Below are 16263 nucleotides of genomic sequence, written 5' to 3'. Positions count from 1 at the left end.
GAAAGCACATGGCCGGTCCCCTGGCAGGCGTGAAAGTCATCGAAATGAGTGCCATCGGTCCGGCGCCCTTCGCCACCATGATGTTGGCAGACATGGGCGCGGAGGTGATCCGGGTCGACAGGCGGGTCGCCGGTTTCCTCGATACCGACGGCAGCGTGATCGGCCGTGGCCGGCGCAGCATCGCCATCGATCCGCGCCAGCCGGGCGCCACCGAGGTGCTGCTCAAGCTGGTCGAGGGCGCGGACGTGCTCATCGAAGGCTTTCGCCCCGGAGTCATGGAGCGCTTCGGGCTCGGGCCGGAACAGTGCCTGGCCCGCAATCCCGCGCTCGTCTACGGACGCATGACCGGCTGGGGTCAGAGTGGCCCGTTGGCCCCTGCCGCCGGCCACGACCTGAACTACATCGCGCTCAGCGGCGCGCTGCACGCCATGGGCCATGCGGGCCGCGAGCCGACCCCGCCGCTCCATCTGCTGGGCGACATGGGCGGTGGCGCCATGTTCCTGGTCGCCGGGGTGCTGGCCGCGCTGCTCGAGGCGCGGCAGTCGGGACGGGGGCAGGTGGTGGATGCGGCGATCTGCGACGGCACGACGCTGCTGACCAGCCTGTACCACGAACTGCGCCAGCAGGGGCGCTGGAGCGATTCCCGGCAGAGCAACATGCTCGATGGCGGGGCGCCCTTCTACGGCTGCTATGCCTGCGCGGACGGCAAGTTCGTCTCCCTCGGCTCGATCGAGCCGCAGTTCTATGCGCTGCTCCTGGAGCTGTGCGAGATCGACGACCCGGCCTTCCGGAACCAGTGGGACGCCGGGGAGTGGCCCGCCCTGCGCGAGAAACTGGCGGTGCTGTTCCGGCGCCGCAGCCGCGACGAGTGGACGCGGCTGCTGGAGGGCACCGACGTGTGCTTCGCGCCGGTGCTCGATTTCGCCGAGGCGCCGGGCCACCCGCACAACCGGGCCCGCCAACTGTTCGTCGAGACCGCCGGCGTGCTGCATCCGGCACCGGCGCCGCGCCTGAGCCGCACGCCGCTGCAGGCCGGGGAGCTGGTGCGCAACGGCGCGCACACCCTGGAGGTGCTGCGCGAGCTGGGGCTGGGCGAGGACGACATCGCGACGTTGCGCGACGGCGGCGCCATCGACTGAGCCCGTTACGGGAGCGTGCGCTTTCCGTAGGAGGCCGATGTCTCACGGGCCGAACGCTTGGGTCACTGGACCCGGCCAAGGTTCCCCCTTTCTTGCCGGCGAGGCTGCCACCCGGGCGGCCCCACCCCACCCCCCATCCCCTCATCCCGAGCGGGTACAGCCGGACGCTGTTTGGCAAGGATGGACGGGCGTTCGCGGGGTCATCGATTGCCGATCCAGAGCGGCCCGAGTGTTTTATTTCATTGGAGAATGTGATGTCGCAGAAACCATACGTCGCCGGTGTCGGCATGATTCCCTTCACCAAGCCGGGGGCCAGTGCCAGCTATATCGAGATGGGCGCCGAAGCCGCTCGCCTGGCGCTGAAGGATGCCGGCCTGGACTACAACCTGGTGCAGCAGGCCTACGTCGGCTACGTCTACGGCGACTCCACCTCCGGCCAGTCGGCCCTCTATGAAGTGGGGCTTTCCGGCGTACCGGTGGTCAACGTCAACAACAACTGCTCCACTGGCTCCAGCGCGCTGTGGCTGGCGCGCCAGGCGGTGGAGAGCGGCGCGGTGGAATGCGCCCTGGCCCTGGGCTTCGAGCAGATGCAGCCGGGCGCGCTGAAGGCCCAGTGGGAGGACCGTCCGCCGGTCATGGGCAAGGGCGTGGCCCTCACCGAGCAACTGTGCGGCGATGTCGAGGTGCCGATGGCGCTGAAGATGTTCGGCGGCGCCGGCCGCGAGCACATGCAGAAGTACGGCACCCGCCTGGAGACCTTCGCGGCGATCCGCGCCAAGGCCAGCCGGCATGCCGCCAACAACCCGCTGGCGGTGTTCCGCAAGGTGGTCACCACCGAGGACGTGATGAACGACCAGGTGATCTGGCCCGGCGTGATGACCCGCCTGATGGCCTGTCCGCCGACCTGCGGCGCCGCCGCCGCGATCATCTGCTCGGAAGCCTTCGCCAGGAAGCACGGCCTGCGCACCGACGTGGCGATCCTCGCCCAGTCGCTGACCACCGACCGCCCGGTCGCCTATGAAACCGAGTCGATGATCCAGATGGTCGGCTTCGACATGGCCCAGCGTGCCGCCCGCGAGGTCTACGAAAAGGCCGGCGTCGACCCGCTGGACATCCGCGTCGTCGAGCTGCACGACTGCTTCGCCCACAACGAGCTGCTCACCTACGAGGCCCTCGGCCTGTGCCCGGAGGGTGGCGCGGAGAAGTTCGTCCTCGACGGCGACAACACCTATGGCGGCCGCGTGGTGACCAACCCGTCCGGCGGCCTGCTCTCCAAGGGGCACCCGCTGGGCGCCACCGGCCTGGCCCAGTGCTACGAGCTGACCCACCAACTGCGCGGTACTGCCGAGGCACGCCAGGTCGAAGGCGTGGAGCTCGCCCTGCAGCACAACCTGGGCCTGGGCGGCGCCTGCGTCGTCACCCTGTACGGCCGCGGCTGATCCACAGCACGCCCGCTACGGGCGCGCCTTCCCGCAAGACCACAAGAGAGACAAGAAAAATGGCAGACAAGAGTCTGATCGGTCGCTCGCTCGGAGTGACCCATGTCGAGGTCGAGAAGGGCCGCCTGCGCTTCTTCGCCAAGGCGATCGGCGAGACCGACCCGGTCTACACCGACGAAGCCGCCGCCAGGGCCGCCGGCCACAAGTCCCTGCCGGTGCCGCCGACCTTCCTGTTCTGCCTGGCCGGCGAAGGTCTCGACATCGTCGAGCAGATGCGCGTCTACGGCTTCGACCTGGGCCGCATCCTCCACGCCGAGCAGTCGTTCACCTACCACAAGCCCGCCGTGGCCGGCGACACCCTGACCTTCGACAGCAAGGTCGTCGATGTCTACGAGAAGGCCGGCGGCCGCTTGCAGTTCGTGGTCAACGAAACCCGCGTCAGCAACCAGGACGGTGAACATGTCGCCGACCTGCGTTGCTCGCTCGTGCAGCGCTAAGGAGCCCGCCATGACCGTTCAATACTCCGACGTCCAGGTCGGCGACCAGATCCCGCTGCTCGAACCGCGGCCGATCGACCGCACCACCCTGGCCCTGTACTGCGGCGCCTCGGGCGACCATAACCCGATCCACGTCGATATCGACTTCGCCCGCAAGGCGCGCATGCCCGACGTGTTCGCCCACGGCATGTTGTCGGCCGCCTACCTTGGCCGCCTGCTGACCCAGTGGGTGCCGCAGGCGCAGATCCGCAGCCTGGCACTGCGCTTCACCGGCATCACCCAGCTCGGCCACATCCCGACCTGCACCGGAACCATCACCGAGAAATTCGAAGCGGACGGCGAGCAGCGCGTCCGTCTGCAAATCCGCTGCGGCAACCAGCATGGCGAGGAAAAGCTCGCCGGCGAAGCCGTGGTCGCCCTGGCCTGACATTCAAATCCACAGGAACAACAACAATGAAAAAGCTCGAAAACAAAGTCGCCCTGGTCACCGGCTCCGGCCGTGGCATCGGCCGTGAAGTGGCCCTGCAACTGGCCGCCTATGGCGCCAAGGTGGTGGTCAACGACCTCGACGCCGCCCCCGCCGAGGAAGTGGTCGCGGAAATCGTCGCCGCCGGCGGCCAGGCCGTGGCCTGCGTCGGCAGCGTGACCGCCGTCGACTTCGCCGAGCGCTTCGTCAAGACCGCTGTCGACCACTACGGCGCCATCGACATCATCGTCAACAACGCCGGCTACACCTGGGACAACGTGATCCAGAAGATGACCGACGAGCAGTGGTACGCCATGCTCGACTGCCACCTGACCGCACCCTTCCGCATCCTCCGCGCCGCCCAGCCGGTGATCGGCGCGGCCGCCAAGCAGGAGGCCGCCGACGGCCGCGAGGTGTTCCGCAAGGTGGTCAACATCTCCTCCGTCGCCGCCAACGGCAACCCCGGCCAGGTCAACTACTCGTCGGCCAAGGCCGGCATCCTCGGCATGACCAAGACCCTGTCCAAGGAGTGGGGGCGCCTGAAGGTGAACGTCAACGCCGTCGCCTTCGGCTTCATCCAGACCCGCCTGACCGAGGCGCTGGCCGGCGACGCCAGCAAGACCGTCAACATCGAGGGCCGCGAGATCAAGGTCGGCGTGCAGCAGGCGCTGATCGACAGCGCCAGCATGATGATCCCCCTCGGCCGCCCGGGCACCCCGAAGGAAGCCGCCGGCTCGGTGGTCATGCTCTGCCTGCCCGAATCCGACTACGTCTCCGGGCAGACCCTGGTCTGTGGCGGCGGCGCCGGCTCCATCTGATTTCCGCGAGGACGACTCCATCATGAACACCTACCGCTCCCCCTGGATGAATGCCGATGTCGAGGCCTTCTCCGATAGCGTGCGCCGCTTCTGCAACGAGCAACTGGTGCCCAACGAAGAGAAATGGCGGCACCAGCACCACGTCGATCGCGAGGCCTGGTTGCAGGCCGGCGAGTTGGGCATGATCCTGCCCGACGTGCCGGCCGAGTACGGCGGCGCGGGCGGCACGCCGGCCTACGCGGCAGCGGCCATCCTGGAGCTGGCACGGGTCGGCTTCACCGGCCTGGCCGTGACGATCAGCCATATCGTCGGCCACTACATCCTGGTCGACGGCACCGAGGAGCAGAAGCTGCACTGGCTGCCGAAGATCGCCTCCGGCGAGGTGATCTGCTCGGTGGCCATGACCGAGCCGGGCGCCGGCTCCGACCTGCAGGGCGTGCGCACCCGCGCCGAGAAACGCGGCGACAAGTACGTGATCAACGGTTCCAAGACCTTCATCTCCAACGGCCAGTTGAGCGACATGGTGGCCGTGGTGGCCAAGACCGACCCGGCCGCCGGCGCCAAGGGCATCTCGATCTTCCTGGTCGACACCAGGCTGCCGGGCTTCCGCCGCGGCAGGTGCCTGGACAAGCTCGGCATGCACGCCCAGGACACCTCGGAGATGTTCTTCGATGACGTCGAGGTCGGTGCCGACTGCCTGCTCGGCGGCGTGGAAGGCAAGGGCTTCTATACCCTGATGAAGCAGTTGCCCTACGAGCGTGCCGGCATCGCCGTCGGTGCGGTGGGCGCCATGGAGCGTGCGCTGGAACTGACCGTCGAGTACACCCGCGAGCGCAAGGCGTTCGGCCAGGCGATCCTGGACTTCCAGAACACCCGTTTCGTGCTGGCCGACGTCAAGGCCACCGTGCTGGCCTCGCGGACCATGTGCGACCACATGATCCAGCAGTGGGAGAACGGCACGCTGGACCCGGTCCTGGCCTCGATGAACAAGTTCTGGCTCACCGAGCGCCAGTGCGAGGTGATCGACCGTTGCCTGCAACTGTTCGGCGGCTACGGCTACATGAACGAGTACCCGATCGCCCGCTTGTATGCCGATGCCCGGGTGCAGCGCATCTATGGCGGCGCCAACGAGATCATGCGCGAGCTGGTCGGCCGTTCGCTGTAACGCCAGGGAGCGGGAGACATTCGCTGCTCCCATCCCCCACGGAAGGGGCAAGCCAGGGGCCGGGCGCCGGCCCGCTGGCCTCCATACAAGAACAAAACCGGAGGTTCCGATGTACATCACCCAAGGGTTGCACCGCCACCTGCAGCAACGTCCCCAGGCGACCGCCATCCGCTACCAGGGGCGCGACGTGAGCTTCGCCCAGCTCGGCGAGCGCGTCGCCCGCCTGGCCGGTGCCCTGAAGCAACTGGGCGTCGCCAGTGGCGAGCGGGTCGCCATGCTCTCGCTCAACTCGCAGCGCTACATCGAGTACTACCTGGCGGTGCCCTGGGCCGATGCCGTGCTCAATCCGGTGAACATCCGCTGGAGCGCGGCGGAGATCGTCTACTCGCTGGACGACTCGGAAACCAGCGTGCTGATCGTCGACGACACCTTCCTCGCCCTGGGCCAGAAGGTCGCCGCCGAGGCGAAGACCCTGCGCACCCTGGTCTATGCCGGCGACGGCGAGGCCCCGGCGGGCATGCTTTCCTACGAACGGCTGATCGCCGAGAACGCGCCGGTGGAAGATGCCCGCCGTGGCGGCGACGCGCTGCTCGGCATCTTCTACACCGGCGGCACCACCGGCTTTCCCAAGGGCGTGATGCTCAGCCACAACAACCTCGGTTTCTCCGCCCTGGCGATCATCAACGGCGGCAACTGCAGCGCCGAGGAGCGCTACCTGCACGCGATGCCGATGTTCCACATGGCGGACTACTCGGCGATGGTCGCGCTCCTCGTCTCCGGGGGCACCCATGTCGTGCTGCCGGCCTTCGTGTCGAGCGCCGTGCTGCGGACCATCGCCGCGGAAAACGTCAGCGAGATTCTGCTGGCGCCGACCATGATCCAGATGCTGCTGGACGCCCGTGCGGCCGACCCGGCGCTGTGCGATCTCGACCTCGGCTGCCTGCGCAAGCTGGACTACGGCGCCTCGCCGATCACCCCGGCGCTGCTCGAGCGCGCCCGCGCAGTCTTCGCATCGGCCGGTTTCGGCCAGGGCTACGGCATGACCGAGCTGGGCCCGGTCGCCACCTTCCTCAGCGCCGAGTTCCACACCGAGGAGCACCAGCGCAGCGGCAGGATGTATTCGGCCGGCCGCCCCTACAGTTGCGTGGAGATCCGCATCGTCGACGCCGAGGACCGCGAGGTGCCGCGCGGCAGCGTCGGCGAGATCGTGGTCAAGGGCCCGAACGTGATGCTCGGCTACTGGAACAAGCCCGAGGCCACCGCCGAGGCGCTGCACGGCGGCTGGATGCACACCGGCGATGGCGGCTACATGGACGAGGACGGTTTCGTCCACGTCTGCGACCGCCTCAAGGACATGATCGTCAGCGGCGGCGAGAACGTCTATTCCGCCGAGGTGGAGGCCGCCATCGCCAGCCACCCGGCGGTGGCCCAGGGCGCGGTGATCGGCATCCCCAGCGCCAAATGGGGCGAGTCCGTGCACGCGGTGCTGGTGCTCAAGCCCGGCGCGAGCGTGACCGAGGAGGAGGTCGTCGCCCACTGCCGCGAGCGTATCGCCGGCTACAAGCTGCCGCGCAGCGTGGAGTTCCGCGACAGCCTGCCGCTGTCGAGCGTCGGCAAGGTGCTCAAGGCCGAGTTGCGCGCGCCGTTCTGGGCAGGCCACCAGCGCGGCGTCGCCTAGCAGCGGGGCGGCGCCGGAAAGCAGGCGCCGGCCCCCTCGACCCTCGGATTTCCGAACCGTTCCAGTCACGGCGAGCCCGGGGCCTGCCCCCGGCTTGTCTCGAATCACCATGGGGAGTGTAGAAAAACAATGAACAGCACCCACAAGAACCTCGACGGGGCTGCCCGGCTCCGGCCGAATCTGCTGGCAGCCGCTGTCGCGCTCGGGATATCCGCCCAGGCCCAGGCCATCAATTTCAACCTTGGCGAAATCGAAGGGCAGTTCGACTCGTCGCTGTCGATCGGCGCCAGTTGGGCCGTTCGCTCGGCCGATCCGGACCTCATTTCCAATTTCAACGTCATGGGCAAGCGTGGCGGCGCTTCGTCCCGCACCGGCGACGATGGCCGCCTGAACTTCAAGAAGGGCGAGACCTTCTCGAAGATCTTCAAGGGCATCCACGACCTCGAACTGAAGTACGGCGACAGCGGCGTCTTCGTGCGCGGCAAGTACTGGTATGACTTCGAGCTGAAGGATGAGCACCGGCCGTTCCACGACATCGACGACAGCGGCCGCGACCGCGCCGCCAAGTCGTCCGGAGCGATGCTGCTCGACGCCTTCGTCTACCACAACTACCGGTTGGGCGAGCTGCCGGGCAACGTGCGCCTCGGCAAGCAGGTGGTGAGTTGGGGCGAAAGCACCTTCATCGGCAACAGCATCAACTCGATCAACCCGATCGATGTCGCCGCCCTGCGCCGCCCGGGTTCGGAAATCAAGGAAGGCCTGATCCCGGTCAACATGTTCTACCTGTCCCAGGGGCTGAGCGACAACCTCACGGCTGAAGCCTTCTACCAGATCGGCTGGGAACAATCGGTGCTCGACAACTGCGGCACCTTCTTCGGCGCGGACCCCGTACAACAGGGCTGCAACGACCGACTGGTGGCGGCCGGTCCGGACTTCGCGCCGGACGACCCGCGCGCCAATGCCGGCGGCGTCCTCGACATCGTCTTCAACAATGCCAATGCCTACGTGCCGCGCGGCAAGGACAACGAAGCCCGCGACGGCGGCCAGTGGGGCCTGGCACTGCGCTGGTTCCTGCCGGAACTGAACGACAGCGAGCTGGGGGCCTACGTGATGAACTATCACAGCCGCATGCCGCTCCTCGGTTTCACCCAGACGACGGTGGCGCCGGTCAGCGTTGCCGAGGTGATCGCCGCCGGACCGGGCGCGCCTCTGCTCGTCGGCCAGAACCAGGTCGACCGGGTCCGCAGCGCGCGCTACGCCTGGGACTATCCCGAGGACATCCGCCTCTACGGCCTGAGCTGGCAGACCAGCCTGGGCGCCACCGCCCTGGGCGGGGAACTGAGCTACCGGCCGAACATGCCGCTGGCGCTCAACACCCCCGACCTGATCCTGGCGGCGCTCCAGCAGACCGACCTGGCCACCTTCGCCGACCAGGTGTCGCCGCTGTTCGTCAGCGGCGAGGCGCAGCCTGTGCTGGGCGGCAGGTTGCAGGGCTACAAGCGCATGCCGGTGTTCCAGGCGCAGATGACCGCCACGCGATTCTTCGACCAGGTCTGGGGCGCCAGCCGCCTGACCCTGGTCGGCGAGGCGGGCTACAACCGCATCAACGGCCTGGGCGAGGCCGACGGCAGCGACCTGCGTTTCGGCCGCAACCCGGCGTTCGGCTCCGGCCAGTTCGCCGGGGCGGCGGCGAACGCCGTCTGCATCGGCACCGGGGCGGGCACGCCGACGGCGAGCAACCCGCAGCAGGAATGCAATTCCCACGGCTTCCATACCACCCACTCCTGGGGCTACCGCGTGCGCGGCAAGCTGGATTACCCGAACGTGTTCGCCGGCATCAACCTCTCGCCGAGCCTGGCCTGGTCGCACGACGTCGAGGGCAACGGGCCCAACTTCGAGGAGGGGCTGAAGTCCGTGAGCGTCGGCCTGGATGCCGACTACAGCAACACCTACACCGCCAGCCTCAGCTACACGGATTTCTTCGGCGGCCATTTCAACAGCAACGGCGATCGCGACTTCATCGCGCTCAGCTTCGGCGTGAACTTCTGATGCACTCCTGGCAGAGGAAACCAAGCATGAAATCCCTCACTGTTATGAAAACCGGCGCCCTGGCGCTGTCGCTGCTGTCCTGCGCGGCCATGGCCGCCGTTTCCCCTCAGGAAGCGGCACAACTGGGCAGCGTGCTCACGCCGCTGGGCGCGCAGAAGGAAGGCAATGCCGATGGCAGCATTCCCGCCTGGACTGGCGGGCTGAAGGCCGATGCGGCGCCGGTGGAGAACGGCTTCCTGGGCGATCCGTTCGCAGGCGAACAGCCGCTCTTCATCATCACCCCGGCCAACGTCGAGCAGTACAAGGACAAGCTCTCCACCGGCCAGGTGGCGATGTTCAAGCGCTACCCGGACAGCTACCGGATTCCGGTCTACCCGAGCCACCGGACCGCCGCCGCGCCCCAGGAGGTCTACGAGGCGGCGAGGAAGAGCGCGCTGACCACCGAGGCGGTGAACGGCGGCAACGGCCTGAAGCATTTCGAGCAGTCCCGCGTCTATGCCTTCCCGATCCCGAAGAGCGGCGTGGAGGTGATCTGGAACCACCGGACCCGCTACCGTGGCAAGAACTTCAGCCGCCTCTCGGTGCAGGCGACGCCGCAGGTCAACGGCTCCTTCACGCCGGTCGAGTTCGACGACTATGCGGCGCTCCCGCAGTACCTGCCTGACGCCGATGCCGGCAAGACGGCCAACGTCCTCTACTACTACAAGCAGCGCGTCATCGCGCCGGCGCGGCTGTCGGGCAGCGTGGTGCTGGTACACGAGACCATCGATCAGACCCGCGAGCCGCGCCTGGCCTGGTCCTACAACGCCGGCCAGCGTCGCGTGCGCCGGGCGCCGCAGATCGCCTACGACGGACCGGGCACCGCCGCCGACGGCATGCGTACCGCCGACAACGCCGACATGTTCAACGGCGCGACGGACCGCTACGACTGGGAACTGATCGGCAAGCGGGAGCTGTACATCCCCTACAACAGCTACCGGTTGCAGTCGCCGAAGCTGAAGTACGCCGACATCATCAAGGCCGGGCACATCAACCAGGACCTGACCCGCTACGAGTTGCACCGCGTATGGGAAGTGGTGGCCACGCTCAAGCCGGGCGAGCGGAACATCTACGCCAAGCGCCGTTTCTTCATCGACGAGGACACCTGGACCATCGTCGAGTCCGAGCACTACGACAACCGCGGGGAACTGTGGCGGGTGGGCGAGGGGCACCAGATCAACCACTACGAACAGGGCGTCAGCAACTACGCCGCGACGACCCTGTACGACCTGACCGCGGGCCGCTACATGGTCGACTCGCTGACCAACGAGGCCAGGCACGGCATCAAGTACGGCTTCTCGCTCAGCGTGAGCGACTTCACCCCGTCCTCCCTGCGCAACGCCGGCGTCCGCTGAAGCGGGTGCACAGTCCCACTCGACGAGGAATAACGATGAAAAAGCTTGAAGGCAAAGTAGCCCTGGTCACCGGTTCCGGTCGCGGCATCGGCCGCGCCCTGGCCCTGAAACTGGCGGAGGAGGGCGCCCGCGTGGTGGTCAACGATCTGGACTTGGCGCCGGCGGACGAGGTGGTCGCGCAGATCCGCGCTGGCGGCGGGGACGCCATCGCCTGCGTGGGCAACATCACCGCCGAGGAGTTTCCCGAGCGCCTGGTGAAGACGGCGGTGGACAGCTACGGCGGGATCGACATCATCGTCAACAACGCCGGCTACGCCTGGGGCGACCGGATCGAGGCGCACAGCGACGAGCAGTGGCAGGCCATGGTCGATTGCCACCTGACCGCGCCGTTCCGCATCCTCCGCGCGGCCCAGCCGGTCATCAGCGCGGCGGCGAAGCAGGAAGCGGCCGAAGGTCGCGAGGTCTTCCGCAAAGTGGTCAACATCTCTTCCATCGCCGCGGACGGCATTCCCGGCCAGGCGGGTTATTCGGTGGGCAAGGCCGGCATCCTCGGCCTGACCAAGACGCTGGCCAAGGAATGGGGGCGACTGAAGGTCAACGTCAACGCGGTGGCTTTCGGTGCCATCGAAACCCGCCTGATCAAGGTGGTGGAAAAGGACGTGGGCACTACTTCGGTGGGCGGACACGACGTCCACATGGGCATCGACCGCAAGTCCCTGGGCCGGAGCCTGGCCGTTACCTCGCTGGGCCGCGCCGGCACGCCGGAGGAAGCCGCTGGCGCGGTGTACCTGCTGTGTATCAGCGAGTCCGACTACGTCTCGGGGCAGACCCTGGTTTGCGCCGGCGGCACCTGGACCGCCTGATCCCATGGAGCCTGTCGGCAACGCCGCACAGGCTCTTATCGAAAACAATATCGTGCCGGCAGGACATCCCATGAACGAAGCCGCTTCTCCCGAATTCCACAGCATCACCTATGAAAAGCCGGGGCCGCACATCGCGCGCATCAGCCTCGACCGCCCGGACAAGCGCAATGCGCAGGACACCCGGCTGCTCTATGAACTGAACGAGGCGATGGACCTGGCCAACGCCGATGACGAGGTGAAGGTCATCATCCTGGCGGCGAACGGCGAGCACTTCTCCTCGGGGCACGACGTCAAGGAAGCGGAGCCCTACGCGGCCATGGCCGACCACAAGCTGGTCGGCACCTGGGCCGGAATCGGCTGCTGCTCCTCGTCCGCCGAGGCGCAGATGACGCGCGAGAAGGAGATCTACCTCGGCTTCTCCGAGCGCTGGCGCAACATCGCCAAGCCGACCATCGCCCAGGTCCAGGGCCTGTGCATCTCCGGCGGCCTGATGCTGGTCTGGCCGTGCGACCTGATCGTCGCCGGCGAGAATGCCCTGTTCGTGGACAACACCGTGGACATGGGCATCTGCGGCCATGAGTACTTCGTCTATCCCTGGGAAATGGGCCTGCGCCAGGCCAAGGAATTCCTCTTCACCTCCGGCGCGGTCGACGCCCGCGAAGCGCACCGCCTCGGCATGGTCAACCACGTGGTGGCGAACGAGCGGCTGGCCGAGTTCACCCTGGAGCTGGCGGCGAACATCGCGCGCAAGCCGATGTTCGCCCTGAAGATGGTCAAGGAGGCCCTGAATGCCGCGCAAGATGCCCAGGGCCGAGTCAGCGCCATGCAGACCGCCTTCGCCCTGCACCAGGTCTGCCACAGCCACAACCTGATCAAGTACGGCCTGCTGGTCGACCCCAGCGGCCTGGCGCACTTGAAGACCCCGCCGCAGGCGGATCAGGCGCGCATGCCATGATCTACCAGTTCATCAGCTATGACCGCGACGGTCCGGTTGCCGTCATCACCCTGAACCAGCCGGACCAGTTCAACGCGTTCCATGAATGCATGCACAAGGAAATCCTCCAGGCACTGGATGTCGCCTGTGGCGACTGCTCCGTGCGTGCCCTGCTGTTCACCGCCAGGGGCCGGCTGTTCAGCGCCGGCGCCAACCTCGGCGGCCTGATGCAGACCAACGCCCCGGGCCAGACCCGTGGCGAGAACGTCGAGCGGATCATGCATACGCTGTTCAACAAGGTCACCGCCGGGCTGCACGAGTTTCCCGCGCCGGTGGTGGTCGCCCTGAATGGCGGTGTCGCGGGCGGCGCGGTGGGCACCGCCCTCGCCGGCGATGTGCTGGTGGCGGCACGCTCGGCCTACTTCTACCTGCCGTTCGTGCCGAAACTCGGCCTCGTGCCCGACCTGGGGGCCACCTGGTTCCTGCAGCGGGCGCTGGGCCGGGCTCGGGCGCTGGCCCTGACGCTCACCGGCGAGCGCTGGTCGGCCGAGCAGGCCGAGAGCTGGGGGATGGTGCATGCCGTGGTGGGCGACGAGGAACTGCCGGCCACGGCAATGAAACTGGCCCAGCAACTGGCGCGCCTGCCGGCCCACGGCGTGATCGAGGCGCGTCGTGCCTTCGATGAGGCCAGTCGCAACGACTTGCGCGCGCAACTCGCCTACGAGGCCCATCGGCAGAGCGAGTTGCTCGACCTGCCGACCTTCGAAGAGGGAACCCGGGCCTTTTTCGAGAAGCGCGAGCCGCGGTTCCCCGGTCGCTGAACGCCGGGCGGCCAGGCGAGCAGGAGGAGGATCACGCTTCAAGTTCTTGCACTTCTGGGATAGCGCCGTAGTTCATGGGAGCGCCCCGGCCGGGTGCTCTCCCTATGCTGCGTCGAGGTGGCCTCCAGTATCGAGAGGCCGCGTGCCCGGCGCCGGCCCTCTCAGGGCCATCGCAGCCGGTCACTGTGACGCAGCCAGGGAACCAGTGACCCATGAACGACATGAACCGCCCTGATTTCGGGCGCCTGACCCTGCTGGCCAGGCAGGCGGGCCTGAAATGACTACGCTTCTTCAATGCCTGTCGCACACCCCGTTGGTGGGGCATTTCGACCCGGCGCCGGCGGTGCTGGACGAGGTCGAGACGGTGATCGCCAAGGCGCGCGAGCGGATCGCAACCTTCGACCCGGAGCTGGTGATCCTGTTCTCGCCGGATCACTACAACGGTTTTTTCTACGACGTGATGCCGTCGTTCTGCATCGGCATGGCGGCCCACGCCATCGGTGACTTCGGCACCGCCGCCGGCTTGCTCAGCGTGCCGCAGGCGCTCGCCGAGCAGTGTGCCGAGGCGGTGCTGGCCGATGGCATCGATGCCGCGGTGTCCTACCGCATGCAGGTCGACCACGGCTTCGCCCAGCCGCTGGAGGACCTGCTCGGCGGCCTGCAGCGCTACCCGGTGATCCCGGTGTTCATCAACTCGGTGGCCCCTCCGCTGCCGAGCTTCCAGCGTGCCCGCCTGCTCGGCGAGGCCATCGGCCGCTTCGCCCGTTCCACCGGCAAGCGCGTGCTGCTGCTCGGCTCCGGCGGCCTCTCGCACCAGCCGCCGGTGCCGGAACTGGCGCGGGTCGAGGGGCTGATGGCCGACCGTCTCAAGGGCAGCGGCCGCTACCTGCCTGCCGACGAGCGCGAGGCCCGCCAGCAGCGGGTGATCAGTGCCGCGCGGCGCTTCGTCGAGGACCCGAACTCGCTGCACCCGCTCAATCCCGAGTGGGACCAGCAGTTCCTCGACACCCTCGCCAGCGCCCGCCTGAGCGATCTGGACGGCCTCGGCAACGCCGAGCTGTCGGCCATTGCCGGCAAGTCCACCCACGAGGTGAAGACCTGGGTGGCGGCCTTCGCCGCGCTGTCCGCCTTCGGCCCCTTTGATGCCTTCGACCGTTACTACCGACCGATCCCCGAGTGGATCGCCGGCTACGGCGCGCTCGCCGCGCGGCCGCTGGCCTGACCCTGCCTGGAGAATCCGCGATGACCGCTTTCACCGAATCCGCCAGCAGTCGCTTCGTGCGTATCGCCGAGGACGGCCGCGAGCTGAACATCCACTACAACGACTGCGATCCGGGCAACGCCAGCGAGACCGTGGTGATGCTGCACGGCTCCGGTCCCGGCGCCAGCGGCTGGGCCAACTTCAACCGCAATATCGAGCCGCTGGTGGAGGCGGGCTTCCGGGTGATCCTGCTGGACTGTCCGGGCTGGAGCAAAAGCGACTCGATCGTCTGCACCGGTTCGCGCTCGGACCTCAACGCCCGGATCCTCAAGGGCCTGGTGGACCAACTGGGCCTCGACCGCGTGCATCTCCTCGGCAACTCCATGGGCGGCCACAGCGCGGTGGCCTTCGCCCTCGGTCATCCGCAGCGGGTCGGCAAGCTGGTGCTGATGGGCGGTGGCACCGGCGGCGCCAGTCCCTTCGTGCCGATGCCCACCGAGGGCATCAAGCTGCTCAACGGCCTGTACCGCGAGCCGACCATCGACAACCTGAAGAGGATGATGAACGTCTTCGTCTTCGACCCCAGCGACCTCACCGAGGCACTGTTCCAGGCGCGCCTGGACAACATGCTGAGCCGCCGCGACCACCTCGACAACTTCGTCGCCAGCCTCGCCGCCAACCCCAGGCAGTTCCCCGACTTCGGCCCGCGCCTCGGCGAGATCCAGGCCCGGACCCTGGTGATCTGGGGCCGCAACGACCGCTTCGTGCCGATGGACGTCGGCCTGCGGCTGATCGCCGGCATCCCCAATTCCGAACTGCACGTGTTCAACAACTGCGGTCACTGGGCGCAGTGGGAGCACGCCGACACGTTCAACCGTCTGGTCCTGGATTTCCTGAGCCACTGAGGTGAAGCATGAGCGTTAGCCAAGAAACTCTCGAACGACTGGCCGCCGCGCTGCGCCAGGCCGAAGCCCATGGCGAGGCGATCGCCCCGCTGCGCGAGCAGATCGGTGAAGACGCCGGCGCAGCCGCCTACGCCATCCAGCGCCTCAACGTCGCCCACGGCATCGCCGCCGGGCGTCGCGTGGTAGGCCGCAAGATCGGCCTGACCAACCCCAAGGTGCAGGCCCAGCTCGGCGTCGACCAGCCGGACTTCGGTACGCTGTTCGCCGACATGGCCTACGGCGACAACGAAGTGGTGCCGTTCGGCCGCGTGCTGCAACCGAAGATCGAGGCGGAAATCGCCCTGATCCTCGAACGCGACCTGCCCAGCGCCGATACCACCTTCGCCGACGTGCTCGGCGCCACCGGCTGGGTGCTGCCGGCCCTGGAGATCGTCGGCAGCCGCGTCGCCAACTGGAACATCCGCTTCGTCGACACCGTGGCCGACAACGCCTCCAGCGGCTGCTTCGTCCTCGGCGGCCCGGCCCGTCGCCTCGATGGCCTGGACCTGCGCGGCGCGGCCATGCGCATGACGCGCAACGGCGAGGAAGCCTCCGCTGGTAGCGGCGCCGAATGCCTGGGCCACCCGCTCAACGCGGCGGTGTGGCTGGCGCGCACCCTGGCGCGCCTGGGCGACCCGCTGAAGGCCGGCGACCTCATCCTCACCGGCGCCCTCGGGCCGATGGTCGCGGTCGCCGCCGGCGATCGCTTCGACGCCGAGATCGACGGCATCGGCCGCGTCGGCGTGACCTTCGGACAGGGCTAAAAGCCGAAAAAAGCGCTGGAGGCTGGAGGCTGAACGACGAGCAGTCCCTGCCAACGCTTTTTCGTCCAGCCTTCCAGCCTCCAGCGCTCTT

General features: G+C 67.7%; 15 protein-coding genes. All 15 read left to right on the top strand.

The window, feature by feature from the left end:
- The first annotated feature begins 8 nt into the window (after positions 1 to 8).
- The 15 genes from PSEWESI4_RS02280 to mhpD all read left to right on the top strand — a co-directional run bounded on the left by PSEWESI4_RS02280 (position 9) and on the right by mhpD (position 16172).
- Positions 9 to 1139: a CaiB/BaiF CoA transferase family protein gene (locus PSEWESI4_RS02280; protein ID WP_187669556.1), complete on the top strand. Its 1131-nt coding sequence runs from the start codon at positions 9 to 11 to the stop codon at positions 1137 to 1139.
- A 254-nt stretch (positions 1140 to 1393) separates the two neighbouring features.
- A complete protein-coding gene (locus PSEWESI4_RS02275; protein WP_187669555.1) occupies positions 1394 to 2578 on the top strand; it encodes a lipid-transfer protein in 1185 nt (394 codons plus the stop codon).
- A gap of 59 nt (positions 2579 to 2637) precedes the next feature.
- A complete protein-coding gene (locus PSEWESI4_RS02270; protein WP_187669554.1) occupies positions 2638 to 3075 on the top strand; it encodes a MaoC family dehydratase N-terminal domain-containing protein in 438 nt (145 codons plus the stop codon).
- 10 nt (positions 3076 to 3085) lie between these two features.
- The gene (locus PSEWESI4_RS02265; protein ID WP_187669553.1) at positions 3086 to 3502 is read left to right on the top strand and encodes a MaoC family dehydratase; all 417 of its coding nucleotides are present in this window, start codon (positions 3086 to 3088) and stop codon (positions 3500 to 3502) included.
- Positions 3503 to 3528: 26 nt separating this feature from the next.
- On the top strand, positions 3529 to 4359 hold the full coding sequence (locus tag PSEWESI4_RS02260) for an SDR family NAD(P)-dependent oxidoreductase (protein ID WP_187669552.1): 831 nt from the start codon (positions 3529 to 3531) through the stop codon (positions 4357 to 4359).
- 22 nt (positions 4360 to 4381) lie between these two features.
- Entirely contained in the window at positions 4382 to 5524 is a 1143-nt protein-coding gene (locus PSEWESI4_RS02255) for an acyl-CoA dehydrogenase family protein (protein ID WP_187669551.1), read from the top strand.
- Between the two features lie 109 nt (positions 5525 to 5633).
- Positions 5634 to 7202 carry a long-chain-fatty-acid--CoA ligase gene (locus PSEWESI4_RS02250; protein WP_187669550.1) on the top strand — a complete coding sequence of 523 codons (1569 nt, stop codon included), beginning with the start codon at positions 5634 to 5636 and terminating at the stop codon, positions 7200 to 7202.
- A gap of 129 nt (positions 7203 to 7331) precedes the next feature.
- Entirely contained in the window at positions 7332 to 9251 is a 1920-nt protein-coding gene (locus tag PSEWESI4_RS02245) for a DUF1302 domain-containing protein (protein WP_187669549.1), read from the top strand.
- Positions 9252 to 9277: 26 nt separating this feature from the next.
- Positions 9278 to 10645: a DUF1329 domain-containing protein gene (locus PSEWESI4_RS02240; protein ID WP_187669548.1), complete on the top strand. Its 1368-nt coding sequence runs from the start codon at positions 9278 to 9280 to the stop codon at positions 10643 to 10645.
- A 35-nt stretch (positions 10646 to 10680) separates the two neighbouring features.
- Positions 10681 to 11508 carry an SDR family NAD(P)-dependent oxidoreductase gene (locus tag PSEWESI4_RS02235; protein ID WP_187669547.1) on the top strand — a complete coding sequence of 276 codons (828 nt, stop codon included), beginning with the start codon at positions 10681 to 10683 and terminating at the stop codon, positions 11506 to 11508.
- A 70-nt stretch (positions 11509 to 11578) separates the two neighbouring features.
- The gene (locus PSEWESI4_RS02230; protein WP_187669546.1) at positions 11579 to 12463 is read left to right on the top strand and encodes an enoyl-CoA hydratase; all 885 of its coding nucleotides are present in this window, start codon (positions 11579 to 11581) and stop codon (positions 12461 to 12463) included.
- Positions 12460 to 13263: an enoyl-CoA hydratase-related protein gene (locus PSEWESI4_RS02225; RefSeq protein WP_187669545.1), complete on the top strand. Its 804-nt coding sequence runs from the start codon at positions 12460 to 12462 to the stop codon at positions 13261 to 13263. The genes PSEWESI4_RS02230 and PSEWESI4_RS02225 overlap by 4 nt, the downstream gene beginning before the upstream one ends.
- A gap of 277 nt (positions 13264 to 13540) precedes the next feature.
- Entirely contained in the window at positions 13541 to 14485 is a 945-nt protein-coding gene (locus PSEWESI4_RS02220) for a 3-carboxyethylcatechol 2,3-dioxygenase (protein ID WP_187669544.1), read from the top strand.
- Between the two features lie 20 nt (positions 14486 to 14505).
- Positions 14506 to 15369: an alpha/beta fold hydrolase gene (locus PSEWESI4_RS02215; RefSeq protein ID WP_187669543.1), complete on the top strand. Its 864-nt coding sequence runs from the start codon at positions 14506 to 14508 to the stop codon at positions 15367 to 15369.
- Positions 15370 to 15377: 8 nt separating this feature from the next.
- Positions 15378 to 16172 carry a 2-keto-4-pentenoate hydratase gene (gene mhpD / locus PSEWESI4_RS02210; protein WP_187669542.1) on the top strand — a complete coding sequence of 265 codons (795 nt, stop codon included), beginning with the start codon at positions 15378 to 15380 and terminating at the stop codon, positions 16170 to 16172.
- Positions 16173 to 16263 lie beyond the last annotated feature (91 nt).

Source organism: Zestomonas carbonaria (assembly GCF_904061905.1).
Lineage (GTDB): Bacteria > Pseudomonadota > Gammaproteobacteria > Pseudomonadales > Pseudomonadaceae > Aquipseudomonas > Aquipseudomonas carbonaria.
This window is presented reverse-complemented; position numbering and strand designations above follow the sequence as displayed.